11 protein-coding genes and 1 pseudogene are annotated in these 14338 nt (G+C 54.0%); 11 read left to right on the top strand and 1 reads right to left on the bottom strand.

Going from position 1 to position 14338, the window contains the following annotated elements; genetic code table 11:
- From QMX93_RS02490 to QMX93_RS02470, 5 genes are all read left to right on the top strand, one after another.
- Entirely contained in the window at positions 1–402 is a 402-nt protein-coding gene (locus tag QMX93_RS02490) for an acetone carboxylase subunit gamma (protein ID WP_178081011.1), read from the top strand.
- A gap of 41 nt (positions 403–443) precedes the next feature.
- Positions 444–2591, top strand: a complete 2148-nt coding sequence (locus QMX93_RS02485; RefSeq protein WP_098949325.1) for a hydantoinase/oxoprolinase family protein — start codon at positions 444–446, stop codon at positions 2589–2591.
- A gap of 37 nt (positions 2592–2628) precedes the next feature.
- The gene (locus QMX93_RS02480; protein WP_098949326.1) at positions 2629–4905 is read left to right on the top strand and encodes a hydantoinase B/oxoprolinase family protein; all 2277 of its coding nucleotides are present in this window, start codon (positions 2629–2631) and stop codon (positions 4903–4905) included.
- Positions 4902–5774, top strand: a complete 873-nt coding sequence (locus QMX93_RS02475) for a hypothetical protein (protein ID WP_098949327.1) — start codon at positions 4902–4904, stop codon at positions 5772–5774. The genes QMX93_RS02480 and QMX93_RS02475 overlap by 4 nt, the downstream gene beginning before the upstream one ends.
- Before the next feature lie 109 nt (positions 5775–5883).
- Entirely contained in the window at positions 5884–7179 is a 1296-nt protein-coding gene (locus QMX93_RS02470) for a GTP-binding protein (protein ID WP_098949328.1), read from the top strand.
- A 1027-nt stretch (positions 7180–8206) separates the two neighbouring features.
- Here QMX93_RS02470 and QMX93_RS02465 read toward each other — a convergent pair.
- A complete protein-coding gene (locus tag QMX93_RS02465) occupies positions 8207–8809 on the bottom strand; it encodes a TetR/AcrR family transcriptional regulator (RefSeq protein ID WP_098949329.1) in 603 nt (200 codons plus the stop codon).
- A 167-nt stretch (positions 8810–8976) separates the two neighbouring features.
- On the opposite strand from QMX93_RS02465, the gene QMX93_RS02460 reads away from it, so the two are divergent.
- The 6 genes and pseudogenes from QMX93_RS02460 to QMX93_RS02435 all read left to right on the top strand — a co-directional run bounded on the left by QMX93_RS02460 (position 8977) and on the right by QMX93_RS02435 (position 14337).
- A complete protein-coding gene (locus QMX93_RS02460; protein ID WP_098949330.1) occupies positions 8977–10077 on the top strand; it encodes an alkene reductase in 1101 nt (366 codons plus the stop codon).
- A gap of 52 nt (positions 10078–10129) precedes the next feature.
- Positions 10130–10912 carry an SDR family oxidoreductase gene (locus tag QMX93_RS02455; protein WP_098949331.1) on the top strand — a complete coding sequence of 261 codons (783 nt, stop codon included), beginning with the start codon at positions 10130–10132 and terminating at the stop codon, positions 10910–10912.
- A gap of 96 nt (positions 10913–11008) precedes the next feature.
- Positions 11009–11878 carry an alpha/beta hydrolase gene (locus tag QMX93_RS02450; protein ID WP_098952554.1) on the top strand — a complete coding sequence of 290 codons (870 nt, stop codon included), beginning with the start codon at positions 11009–11011 and terminating at the stop codon, positions 11876–11878.
- A gap of 64 nt (positions 11879–11942) precedes the next feature.
- Positions 11943–12941: an NADP-dependent oxidoreductase gene (locus QMX93_RS02445; RefSeq protein WP_098949332.1), complete on the top strand. Its 999-nt coding sequence runs from the start codon at positions 11943–11945 to the stop codon at positions 12939–12941.
- A gap of 24 nt (positions 12942–12965) precedes the next feature.
- Positions 12966–13289, top strand: coding sequence for a hypothetical protein (locus tag QMX93_RS02440; protein WP_138183479.1), 324 nt, complete (start codon positions 12966–12968; stop codon positions 13287–13289).
- Positions 13290–13366: 77 nt separating this feature from the next.
- A pseudogene (locus QMX93_RS02435) lies at positions 13367–14337 on the top strand (aldo/keto reductase).
- The last annotated feature ends 1 nt before the right edge of the window (position 14338 follow it).

Here is a 14338-nt window from a genome sequence, read left to right as displayed (position 1 = left end):
ATGAAAGTATTAATGACCGAATACCTGCGCCTAGACCTGGATGCGGAGCAATGGGAATGTCGGGTTTGCGACCACGTCATCGGTACAGCCCATAAGGGATACAAGGAAGGCATGCTGGTATATGACCGTGATCCACGGGATATCCACCCACCTATCCTGGCACCGGAAAAATATCGATACACGTTCAGCCCCGATCCGGAATGGGTACGCATTCTTGAGTATTACTGTGCCAAATGCGGTACCCAGGTAGAAACCGAGTATGTCCCTCCTGGTCACCCTCCTCTGCATGACATGCAGCCTGATCTGCCTGCCTTGCGCGCACAGTGGGCGAGCCGTCCTGAAGTTCTCGAAGTAAGCGTCGGCCCTGCTGTAATCCAGCGCTCAGACGACCACAAACACTAAGCAATTCACTTCCACTCAATTACAAGAAAAAGGGAAATGATATGAGACGAGTTTCTGTCGATATTGGTGGGACATTCACCGATTGCTTCGTGGTTTGGGATGGCAAATACATCGAAACCAAAGCACTGACCACCCATCACAACCTCGCACTGGGTTTCAATCAAGCACTGGGCAAAGGCTGCAAGACGCTTAACTTGGAATTGGCCGATGTCCTCTCGAGCGTGGATTCGGTTCGCTATGCGACCACCCTGGGCACCAACGCTTTGATCGAACACAAGGGCCCCAAAATCGGCATGCTGGTGACCTGCGGCTATGAGGCAACTGTCCCTCTGAGCCGTGGTCGCGGCTATGGCGAGGGGCTGGACATCCTCGGCCAAACGGACATACCCAACGCCAGTCGACCTGATCCACTGGTGCTACCTAGCATGATTCGAGGCGTTCGCGAGCGGCTGGATTTCGAGGGCAAGCTCGTCATGGCCCTTGATGAAGACAATGTTCGCTTGCAGATCCGCGAACTGGTGAATAGAGGCGCACAGATCATTGTCGTCTCACTACTCAATTCCGTGGTTAACCCGGAACACGAGCAACGTATCGAAGAGATTCTGCAGGAGGAATATCCCTCCCATTTGCTGGGAGCTATCCCAATCATCCTGTCGCACCAGGTATCGGGTCGTAAGGGTGAATACGTACGCTCAGCCTCGGCTATCATCGACGGATATCTTCACTCCACCATGTACCACGCGCTTTCGACGCTGGAGCAAAACCTGCGTACGCACCAATACGAACAGCCGATGTTGGTGATTCATAACTCGGGCGGCATGGCCCAGCTTAACTCCACCGACGCATTGCAAACTATCCACTCTGGCCCGGTATCGGGTATCGCCGCCTCAGAGCATCTGGCCATGCAGGCGGGGCTCGGAAACGTCGTTGCGACTGACATGGGTGGTACGAGCTACGACATCGGTATTGTGGTCGATGGGGGCATCAAGCACTACGACTTCAACCCCGTCATCGACCGCTGGATGGTCTCGGTACCTATGGTGCATCTGGTGACCTTGGGTGCAGGCGGCGGCTCGGTCGCGAGCTTTGACAGCATGTACAGCACCGTTAAATGTGGGCCCGAGTCAGCGGGATCTGACCCTGGCCCTGCCTGCTACGACCGTGGCGGTTTGAAGCCAACGGTGACGGACGCCGACTTGGTACTCGGCTACCTCAGCGCAGAAAATTATGCAGGAGGTTCCATTCCCCTCAATGCGCGACGGGCCGTGACGGCCATCGAAGACACCATCTGCGAAGATTTGGACTGCGATGTGATCGAGGCAGCCTTGCTCATCCGCGAGAAAGTCGACGACAACATGGCTAACGGCCTGTTCACGGAACTGCGTGCTCGAGGCTACGACCCCAAAGACTTCACCATGCTGGCCTATGGGGGCAACGGCCCGTTGCACTGCTGCAGCATTGCGCAGAACCTCAACATTGACAGGATCCTTGCTCCGCCATTCAGCTCGGTGTTCTCAGCCGTAGGTGCGGGCAATATTCACCAGCTACATATCCACGAAAAGTCTCTGTACATGGTGCTGTACGACTCCAACACGCGTCACTTGTTCGACGACTACGACCGATTCAACGATATCGTGGCGGCGCTCAAGGAACGCGGCACTCAAGACCTCTTGCGCCAAGGCATCGAGCGCGAGGACATCCGTCACAACCTGGAACTGGACATGCGCTACGGCAACCAGTTAGTCCAGACAACGGCAGTCATTCCCCAGCACTCGGTGCATGGCCCTGCCGATGTATTGGCCCTCATAGCCCAGTTTTCCACTGACTATGGCAGCCGATTCGGAGAAGGATCACAAGCCCCAGAAGCCGGTATCCGCATTAACACCATCCGAGTGGCTGCTTATGTGCACCATGAGACAGTGCAGTTTGGCAACATCAAGCCAGTGCCATTAGAGCAGCGCAAACAACCACCAGCACCTTCGTCTACTCGCCAATGCTACTTCGCAGGCCACAAGGAGGCCTTTGATACACCGGTCTGGAATCGTTCAGATATTGATCCTGGAGTGCAAATACGTGGGCCGGCGATTGTGGCCTCTGAAGTCACCACCTTCCTGGTTAACCCTGGATGGAACTTCGTCGCGGCACTGCAGAACGCCTCTTGGTTTCTTCGCGATCAATCCACCCATTGATCAATTGAATTTAAAAAACTCGAGAAAGGATCCAGACATGAACGATATTTCGATCAAAACACCCGGCCAGGCTCCCAGTCCAGAAGATGCTGCGCTGATCAAGAAATTCCTTGAGGACACGACGCTATTCCTCGCCCCGGATCCGGAGATCATGAACAACCATGACTTGATGGAGCGTTCGGAACAAGAAGACATCAGCATCCACAAACAAAATGACACCCACACAATCGCGAAGATTCGTGACCGCCTGCAATCGGGTTGTGACGAAGGCTATGAGATGGTCGAACAGATGGGTGCCGCCCCGGGTGCAAAATGGGGCGATGTCATCACCGGCGTCTACTCAGCATCGGGGGATCTAGCAATCGCCAGTGCTGGCGGCGTGCTGCTGTTTTCAGCCTTGGTGCACCATCCGATTAAGTTCATCATCAAGAACTGGATCAACGAACCTACTGTGGGTGTCCGCGACGGCGATGGCTTCATTCACAATGACTCACGCTATGGCAACGTACACAACACCGACCAGAGCATGATCCTTCCGATTTTCCACGAAGGAAAACTGGTTTGCTGGGTAGCCGCCACGGTTCATGAAGGCGAAAACGGTGCGATCGAACCCGGGGGGATGCCGTCTATGGCAGAAAGCCCTAGCGATGAAGGGCTGAAAATGAGCCCGTTCAAGGTAGTGGAAAACTACCAGATCAAACGCGACTTGCTGACATTCCTGCAAAACTCGGTACGCGAGCCCAAGCTCCAGTACGAGGACATGAAAGTCAAACTCTATGGCTGCCTGCGCATTAAGCAGCGAATTGAGGATGTCCTCAAAACCGATGGCCCGGATGCCCTGATTGCCACCCTGCGCTTGACCATGGAAAACGTGCGCACCGAGGTCAAACGTCGTATCAGCGAATGGCCTGACATGACCGTGCGCACGTTCATCGTTCAAGACTCCACGCTGCGTGAAAACTGCATCGCCAAAATCAATTGCCAACTGACCAAAAAGGGCGACAGGCTTATCTTCGACTTCCGTGGCTCTGCACCGGAATTTACCAACCGCCCTACTAACACCGTCCTCGCCGGACTTAAGGGCATGCTCTCGCAGTTGGTAATGTGCTACATCTGGCCCGATCTACCCCGCGGGCAAGCGGCCTTTGCGCCTATCGAAGTGATCACAGACCCCTTCTCCATCCTTAACTCGTCTTACAACGCACCCAACTCGCAGAGTTTGATGTCCATATTCACCGGATTCACCGCCGGCCAACACGCCGTCGCCAAATTCCTCTATAGCTGCCCGGAAAAATACACCAAAGTCCATGCGCCCAGCTTCAATATGATCAACACCTTCATTTGGGGCGGTGTCAGCCAGCATGGAGAAACGCTTGGCAACCTGTGTGCTGACCTCAACGGCATGGGCGGTGGTGCACGCGTGGACATGGATGGCGAACCGGGCTTGCAGCCAATCTTCGCCACCATGGCGGATGTCGGCGAGCAAGAACTGAACGAAGAGGACGTACCGTTCCTGCAACTGGTCTCCAAGAAAATGACCCGCGACGCTATCGCCCCGGGCAAATTTCGTGGCGGCCAGGGCTACACCATGATTGTGGCGACCAAAGATAGTGAAGAATGGGGCTTCATGACCACGGCTCAAGGTGCCAAGGTTCCCCCGCTCCAAGGCCTGTTTGGGGGATATGCCTGTGGCACTTATCCGCTGTCCAAGGTCAAGGGCGTGGATGTCTACGATGTGCTGCTCAATGAACCGGAAAAATTCAAGCACTCCATCGAGGAGATCATGAACGATCAGTCATTTGATGGAGCCACTTACACCACCCATCACATGGGCATGGGTTTTGAGATTTCCAATCGCGGTGAGCTGTTCATGATTTCTCAAGGGGCCGGTGCGGGTTACGGCGACTTGCTGGAACGCGATCCGGCTTTGGTCGTTAAAGACCTAGAAGAAGAGCTGATCTCACATGGTGTGGCTGAGCGTTTGTACAAGGTCAAAATTGCTCCAGACACCCTCATTATCGACCATCAGGCGACTCGGACGCTGCGCGACAACGAACGCAAAGACCGGCTCTCCCGTGGCATCCCTTACGCGGAGTTCATCAAGTCCTGGAACAAACCGAAGCCGCCTGCTCATCTTCCATTCTTCGGTTGCTGGGGTGACGACACCGAAACACTCTACATGGGCACTCCGGACAAAACCCGCCATGCCAACGAGCCCATGCCTAACTACATGCGTCATCCAAAAGATGTACGTATCGAAGAACTGGAAAACCGGCTTGCAGCAGCAGGAGCATTAATGGATGAAAAAAGATGAGTACGCCATTTGCCGAGCATTTGCCTCTACCGGCAGGCAACGGAGCCATACGTATATGGCTTAAATCCTCAGCCTATACCCGGCGTCTGTTGCAAGGTAGCGCAGACGCCGATGTCTGGACTAGCTCGGCGAGTTTTCTCGCCTGGTTTTCACAGGCCCACGGTTTGCTTAAAACGGATGTCGCAGTTTTGGAAGTAGGCGAGCTGTTCGATTCATGGATAGCCCGTAATGGTGGATTAGAAAGCCGCCTTCCCAAGCGGCGCCGTCCGACGACAGCGTTGCGTGCCTTGTTAAGTGAGGAGGAGCCCAAGGCATTGCTCGCTGAAGTCATCGGTGCGGTGGACTCTCAGTTGCGGGGGCGGGTGCCACTGGTGATTGCCATGCCTTCACCACGGCATTGGTTGCGCCATGCCAATTGGTTGGCCGACCAACCTGACGAAACACCGGATGCTGACATCGTAGAGGATGCCAGCATGTATCTGGCCGATCTGCTGCGGGCAGTGTCCACCACCCCTGTAAGCGGAGTGTTATTGGAGGAAGCTGCGGGTGATTCTGCCTTCAGCGCCGCCGACCTGCAGCGCTACAGTTCTGTCGTCAACGTGGTGCGGCACTATGGTTGGTCGCTTGGTCTGCGCTTGCCTCCAGGTACCTCGGTACCTGATAGCGGGCTGGATGAGTTCGACACCGTGATTACAGAGGCAAGAGCCAACACTGGATCGTTGTCCCGGGGTAGGGATATCAGCGCCGAGTTCACTCACAGCGTTCCCAATCCTCTGACCGACGGCGAGTTTTACTTTGCATCAGTTAATCCCGGGCTTCATCCCGAGACTGTATTGGAAACCTTGGAGTTACTGCGCAGACGCGCCTGAGTAGGTTGATGCAACGTTAAGTGGTGCTCTCCCCGAACCCGGCAGTTTAGGGTTCGTGGAGACGCCCATCTATAACAAAAAAATCAAACTCATGGAGACTCATCCAATCATGAAGACCTCGACGCCTGAACTTTCTCACGCCACCGACGCCCTCAAAAAAGCCGCAGTAGACCGTATTCCTGTCACTGTCCTGACGGGCTTCCTCGGTTCGGGCAAGACCACACTGTTGAACCACTGGGCCAGCCAGCCCGGCATGTCGGGCGTGGCACTTTTGGTCAATGAGTTTGGTGATGTCGGTATTGATCATCACTTGGTTGACCATATCAATGATCAGATTGTGCTGCTGGATTCAGGCTGTCTGTGCTGTCGCACCCGAGGAGATTTGGTTGGTGCACTCAAGTCTTTGTCCGAGAGAAGTGCCCGCCAATACATTGCACCTATCACCCGCGTCATTATCGAAACCACCGGCCTGGCAGACCCAGTGCCGGTTATTTATACCTTGATGGAGGATGCTTTTGTCAGCGCCCGTTACCTGTGCGATGGCGTTCTCACGACGGTTTCCGCAACCCATGGACAGGAGCAGCTTCAAGACTACTCTGAAACCACGCGACAAATCGTAGCCGCGGATCGTCTCTTGATAACCAAGTGCGACCTGGCGGGAACCCAGGCCGTGGAGCAATTGCAAGCCAGCCTTTCACAACTCAATGCCCATGCTGCACAAACGCTTGTGCGCAGAGGCCAGGCTCCCCTCGATCTATTGGCCGGCAATGGCCTGTATGGGCACGCGCACCGGCAGAAAATAAGCCTCCCGACCTGGATGGCGAGCACTCAGTTCACGCAGGGAGCAGAGGTGAGTCTGAGACAAGTCAGCAACGATGGCAAAGCCGTTACAGAGCAAAACGACAGAAGCATTTGGCGCTCCAGCACATACAATTCCAGTGTGCATCACACCAGTGAAACCCAAAGTTTTGTCGTTCGCTTTACCCAGGAAGTCCCCTGGTTCGGATTCTCACTCGTGATGGGGCACATACTGCGCAAATACCGTAAACACCTGCTGCGAGTTAAGGGCTTGATGTTAGCAGCTGATGACTCCAGACCACTGGTCGTGCAATGTGTACAAGACATCGCTTATCCGCTCGTAAGATTGCCCGCTTGGCCTACAGAAGGTGAATTCGCAGATGGGTATAGCCGGCTGGTGTTTATTACCCGTGGTTTACAAAAGGATCAAATCGAGTCTCTTTGCGACGATTTATCCAATTTACCAGGAGATCGATCAGCATTACGGAAAAGCTCGGCAGACTTAACCATTCCGACACGCTGTTGGTTTTCCCAAAGAGTTCCTCTCATGGACAACCGAAAGCTGCAGCATAGTGGTTGGTTCATCCAATCAGCTCAACTGAAGTAATCTCTGCCTCACGTTAGAGCACGTTCTTTGCCCTAATCAAACCCACTTAAGCTGCTGGAGAAATCGAGTGAATTAATGAGAGCAGCACCGGGTATCGACTTCAACCCTATGGGGTCAATGAGCGTGCAAGGTTTAGTTAATCCGGGGCAATTCACACCACCAGTTTTATCGGCAGCAAGAGCATCTTTGACTTCACTGGGCGACGAAGCGTGGCTTGGCTGCAGGCGGTCGACAGCTATATAGCGCGGATCACCATATAACTGCTGCAGATGTTGTTGTCAGGTTTGCTCTTGACGCTCAGATCATTGCCACGTGGTGCCCATCCCCATTAGAGAAATAAAGACTACTCGAGATAATAGACACGGCAAAGCCAACAATCTTTAAGGTAGGCAGGCTGCGCAAAGTGGAGGCTTGGCTAAGCTATCAGTCACGTCACTACTGCACTATGGAAAGCGACCGTCGGGAGCAAGCTAAACGAAGGCAAAGGATGCGCGTGTAAAATCTGAGTCACGGTTCATCTCGCTTCTGATTCTATTCGCAGTCCTTTGGGCCGTGGGGGAAAAGACACGCCTCCAACTCCGGCCCCGCTTAGCCAACAGACCACCCGGAGTATGTTAGTTTCTGCTCCGTTACCAGCAACCCAGCCAGCACAGACCCTACCAGTCAATCAGTTCGTAAACGCGGATAGGTTGAATCTGCGTGACAAGCTGGGTTGCAGGGTAATCTCCAACGTGAGACGCGGCGAGAAGGTACAGGTATGCGAAAAGAAGAATGATTGGGCTCGCATCAGCTTGGATGGCTAGCCAGATAAATGGTTATCGTTCAAAAGCGTGTGCGACGCGGCGAACTGCGACGCCGCTTCTAAAGCGTGACCAGTCCGTACAGCGCGACATGCGCTCAGAAAATTCCTAGGGTAGCTCAAAGTTACGGATCATCTTGCCCTGCTCTTCTGGAAACGTCTGTATAGGCCCCAGGGGTCGTAGGTACTACATCACTTCTGGAGGAAACAAAGGCTAAAGCGTCCAATTCACTTGTTGCGGCTGCGATCCTGGCTGCCGTCCTTGACCGATAACGACGTCAATAGCTGGGTTCGGCAAACTTCCAGTATTTCATCTGCAAGAGGAGAGTCATCCGGACATGCCCGCGACAACATGACAGCTCCTATTGCATGCGCTAGCAGGTCAATCGCTTTCGCTCGAGCATCCTGCTTCGGCACATCCAGACCCTCTAGGTACTTTTCCTCGAGCGCAGCCAGCGTGCTCTCTATACCCGTGGCAAAGGTTGCCTTCAAGTCATCTGACTGACGCGCAGCGTCACCACAAAGTGCCGCCATCGTACAACCCTCGCCTCGACCGTCTCGATGATCCCTAGATACGTACATGTTTACGAAACCCGCCACATCGAGGTCGGAGGTACGGGCGAGCGATTGCGAAAGGCTATTTTCAGCAGCTTCAGCCATCAGATCAGCCTTGGAACCGAAGTGCTTGTAAAAGCCGCCTTGAGTAAAGCCAGCAGTGGCCATCAGCTCCGCCACACCGACACCATCGTATCCACGCTCACGAAACAGTTCTGAAGCTGTGTCCACAATGTGAGCCCGGTTGGCGAGTGATTGCGTTTTGGTGATCTTCATTGCGCCCCCCTTAGCCTAACTAATGTTGGCCTTACTATACTCTGATGTCGACCATAATCAAAACTGTTGACACCTTTGATTATGGTCGACATCATAAAAGCCCCTGCAGCGTATCTTTGCCGCGAGGGAGCAGATGGCCGTCATTGATCAACGAGCATGGAATCTATATGAACGACAAGACCTTGTTTGAGCCCTACACACTTGGCTCACTCACACTCTCCAACAGAGTCGTGATGGCACCGCTCACGAGAAACCGCGCAGGATCGGGTTTCGTCCCAAGTGAACTTGCTGCGATCTATTACGGCCAGAGGGCCTCTGCCGGCCTCCTGATTTCCGAGGCCACTCAAATCTCGCAGCAAGGTCAGGGGTATCAGGACACGCCAGGGATTTACACGCAGGAGCAGATAGAAGGATGGCGCGCAGTCACACAAGCCGTTCACGCGAAAGGCGGGCACATCTTCATGCAGCTTTGGCACGTAGGGCGCGTTTCCCACGTTGACCTTCAGCCCAATGGCTCCGCGCCAGTGGCGCCCTCTTCCCTGGGAGCCGCGACGAAGGTTTTCGTCAACAACAGCTTCGAGGACGCCTCCGAACCCCGAGCCCTTGATGCCAGCGAACTGCCAGGGATCGTGAATGACTTTCGGGTTGCAGCGGCAAATGCGATTGCAGCTGGTTTTGATGGCGTAGAGATCCATGGTGCAAACGGTTATTTGCTGGATCAATTCCTCAAAGACGGCTCCAACGTGCGCACAGATGCCTATGGTGGATCCATTGAAAACCGTGCTCGCTTGCTGCTCGAAGTCGCTGCCGCTGTGGTAGAAGAAATTGGTGCCGACAGAACAGGTATTCGTCTTTCTCCAGTGTCACCAGCCAACGGTATTTCAAGCAGTGACCCGCAACCACAATTTGACTACGTCGTTGACCAGCTCGATGACTTGGGCCTGGTTTACATCCACGTGGTAGAGGGTGCAACTGGCGGGCCGCGCGACGTCGCGCCTTTTGATTTTGGCTCCCTGCGCCATCGCTTCAAAAAAACCTACATCGCCAACAACGGCTATGACCTGAATCTCGCGACCTCCCAACTCAACGATGACAAAGCGGATTTGATCGCCTTCGGTCGTCCGTTCATTGGCAACCCTGATCTGGTAGAGCGGCTCAAGACCGACGCTAAGTTGTCCGCATTCGACCCCGCGACTATCTACGGCGGCGGTGCGACTGGCTACATCGACTACCCGACACTTGCCGAGTCCAGTTCCAAGCAAGGCTGAGCAGTAATCGCGACTGAATCGTTAACCGACATCAATTAAAGAGCATCCTATTATGAGCATCCCTGGAACCGTTTTGATTACCGGCGCCTCCACCGGAATCGGTGCAACCTACGCGGAGCGTTTCGCAGGACGCGGGCACAACCTGGTGCTGGTCGCCCGTGACAAACACCGCTTGGACGCTTTGGCTTCCCGTCTGCGCGCGCAACACGGTGTTACCGTTGACGTGATCCAGGCTGACCTGACTCAAACTTCCGATTTGACGACTGTCGAAACTCGCCTTCGCGACGACGCCAGTATCAGCATTCTTGTGAACAACGCGGGCGCCGCTCTATCCGGTAGCTTCACTGAGCAATCCACTGACAGCGTTGCCAACCTAGTCGCACTCAACACGACTGCGCTAGTACGACTCACCAGCGCCATAGCCCCTCGCCTGTCACAAGCTGGCAGTGGAGCGATTGTCAATATTGGCTCGGTCGTAGGACTGGCACCGGAATATGGAATGTCGGTCTACGGCGCAACCAAGGCGTTTGTGCTTTTTCTCTCACAAGGCTTGAGCCTCGAACTCTCCCCCAAAGGCGTGTATATCCAGGCCGTACTGCCAGCCGCGACCCGTACCGAAATCTGGGAGCGCGGAGGCTACGACATCAATGCCATTAGCGAAATAATGGAAGTCGGAGACCTAGTTGATGCCGCGATGGTTGGTTTTGATCGCCGAGAACCAGTGACCATACCACCTGTACAAGACGAGGCCCACTGGGATGTTCTACAGACTGCCCGCCAGGGTTTGTTGGCAGATATCCGCCAAGCCGAAGTTGCCAAGCGCTATAAAAAATAAGGCGTGACCGTGATGCAGCAAACGCTCACACAGTGCCCTAAAGGCAGAGCGTTAGCTGCACATTGTTCTTTTCTCACCAACGGACACGGTGCGCAAATGACCGCTCAATCCACAAATAATCATCCTGGGCCGCAGGGGCTGTTCGTCCAATCCGCCAACCTGTGGGTCAATGTAGAAGGAACAACATTTGCCTACCGGGACTTGGGCCCGAGAGACGGATCGCCGCTCGTTCTATTGAACCATTGGGGCGCCGTCCTGGATAACTTCGATCCTCGAATCGTTGACGGTCTAGCTAAGAAGCATCGGGTCATTGCCATTGACTATCGCGGAATCGGCGGCTCTGGTGGAACCGCACCTTTAACTGTTAGCGAAATGGCAAACGACGCGATTGCGGTTATACGCACTCTGGGATTCCAGAAAGTCGATCTATTGGGTTTCTCACTCGGTGGATTTGTAGCGCAAGACATCGCGCTAAAAGCGCCTGAGATTGTGCGAAAACTCATTTTGACCGGAACCGGGCCTGCTGGTGGCCAGGGCATCGACAAAGTGTGGTCTGTGGCTTGGCCGTTAATGCTGAAGGGCCTAGTGACAATGCGCGATCCAAAGTTTTACCTTTTTTTCACCCCATCGGCTAACGGTCAGAGTGCGGCGCGCGCTTTTCTAAAACGGCTGACGGAGAGAAAAAAAGAACGCGATAAAGGCCCCACCCCATCAGCGTTCATGCGACAACTGAGGGCAATAACTGCTTGGGGTCGCCAGGCGCCTCAAGATCTCAGTCGCATACAGGTTCCAACTCTTATTGCCAACGGCGACAGCGACATCATGGTGCCCACTGTCAACTCGACTGAGCTGGCAAGCCGCATCCCCAACGCTCAACTGATCATTTATGAAGACGCCGGACATGGAGGAATTTTCCAGCATCACGCTGACTTCGTTCCCATGGCGATGACATTCCTGAGCACTTGAAAGCCCCCCAACACTGGGGCAGCCACCAACCTCCCCGCTCTCGGCTACTAAGAGTTGACCAATCATGAAAGCTTTTTATATCAACCAATACGGCAAGAGCAGTGGAAGTATCGGTGAGTTACCTGAACCAAAAGTCGGCGCCAACGACGTTCTCGTTCAAATACACGCTACAAGCATCAATCCACTGGATTTGAAGATCAGAACAGGAGAATTCAAACAGATTCTCCCGTACACCTTTCCTTTGATATTGGGAAATGATTTTGCCGGCGTTGTGGTTCACGTTGGATCAGATGTCCGCCTGTTCAGACCTGGTGACGAAGTCTATGCGCGTCCCCCTCAAGATCGCATCGGAACATTTGCTGAGCTTATTTCTGTTAACCAGGTCGCTTTAGCCATGAAACCTCGCAACGTCAGCATGGAGCAAGCGGCATCGCTGCCTTTAGTCGCGCTGACGGCATGGCAAGTTCTGGTTGAAACTGCCCAGGTTAAGAAAGGCCAAAATGTGCTCATCCACGCAGGGGCAGGAGGCGTGGGTAGCGTTGCCATTCAGCTTGCCAAACATCTCGGCGCTTTCGTTGCGACTACGACAAGCACGTCAAATGTTGAGTGGGTAAAAGCACTTGGGGCCGACATCGTTATTGACTACAACAAACAGGATTTCGAGACCGTCCTTAACGACTATGATGTTGTCCTCAATGGCTTGGATTTGGCTGTTCTCAAAAAGTCGGTCAAGTGCCTCAAGCCGGGCGGTCTGCTCGTATCCATCTCCGGGCCACCTACGCCCGAGTTTGGCGATGCGCAAGGTTTGTCTTGGCCGGTCAAGCAGATCCTGCGCTTGCTTAGTTTCGGGATCCGAAAAGCATCACACGCAGCTAGGGTCAAATACTCATTCGTTTTTATGCGCGCCAACGGCGCACAACTGAAAGAAATTACTTCTTTGGTTGAGTCGGGCGCCATCACACCGGTTATCGACAAAGTCTACCCGTTCGCGTCTATCGCTGACGCACTTACATATGTCGAACAGGGAAGATCCAAAGGGAAAGTAGTGATTACCGTAGCGTAACTCGTGTTTGGTGAGGAGCCAGAAATGGGCCGCAGAAACGTCGAAACATCGGCTTCAGTCGTGGGATCGCCAGATGAAAATCTACCTTCGGAAGGACGCGCCACTCGAGATAGGCTCGCAGAAATTGCAGTAAGCGGTCTTTCCGCTGAAGCCCCTGTCTTGTCTGGCGAAGATGCCAAAGTGCTAAGGCAAACGGCAAATGCTGTTGAGAAACGCTTGAGGGAATTAAGCGGACAGATTGCGAGCGCACCGTTTGTACAAAATGGAGACACTCGAAAAAAGCCTGAATCCAATACCGTCAACAATTCTGCCAACATTGTTTGGCGTGGTTTGATGCTCGATCCGTGATAGCACAGTTTTCCCCGGTGGCAGCAGCCGCTGCGTTTGTTGGCTCAATTAAATCAACATCCCAAGCGGACACAGCTATGAACTACAAAGCGTTCGGCAATACCGGACTGCGTATTTCAGAACTCGCACTCGGCACAGGCAACTTCGGCACTGGCTGGGGCTATGGTGCAGATCCCGCCCCCAGTGCGGCGATCTTCAGCGCCTACGCAGAGGCCGGTGGCAACTTCGTCGATACCGCGGATATCTATCAATTCGGTCAGTCTGAGGAGTTGCTGGGAACTCTGCTTGAAGGACGACGCGACGATTTCGTGCTAGCCACGAAATTCACCAACGGTGCTGCAGCTAACGCGAATAGGCTTGCTACAGGTAACAGCCGTTGTGCCTTAGTGACCTCGGTAGAAGCGAGCCTAAGACGTCTTAAAACCGACCGGATCGACATTTACTGGGCACATCACCCAGATGGTGCAACTCCGGTGGAAGAAATCGTCAGAGGCTTCGAAGATTTGGCACGCGCAGGGAAAATTCTGTACGCCGGTCTATCTAACTTTCCGGCGTGGCGACTTTCCCGAGCGGTCACGTTAGCCGAGCTCACCCATGCGCTACCTATTGCAGCGGCTCAATTCGAACACAGCCTCGTACACCGTGAGCCTGAAACTGACCTTTTCCAGGCCTCTTATGCTGTGGGCCTTGGCATCGTGACGTGGTCTCCCTTAGGGGTGGCATGCTGACCGGCAAATATCGACAAGGTGAAAAAAGTCGCGCCGGAGGTTTCGATGGAAAAGTATTTCAAGCTGAAAATTCCCCTCAGCGCAGCCTGATCTTGGATGCGGTTCTGGAAATTGCAAGTGAAATCGTCGGCAGTGCTGGCCAAGTTGCCATTGCGTGGGCTAGCACACACGGTTCTATTCCAATCATCGGGCCGCGCTCCAAGCAGCAACTTACCGACAACCTGGGTGCGTTGTCCGTAAACCTCACACATGAACAGCTTTGCAAGCTGGATGCGGTAAGCAGTGTAAGCGTACGGCCAATACACCTCTACTTAGGTTGAG

Source organism: Pseudomonas sp. PS01303 (assembly GCF_029959385.1).
Classification (GTDB): Bacteria; Pseudomonadota; Gammaproteobacteria; order Pseudomonadales; family Pseudomonadaceae; genus Aquipseudomonas; species Aquipseudomonas rustica.
This window is presented reverse-complemented; position numbering and strand designations above follow the sequence as displayed.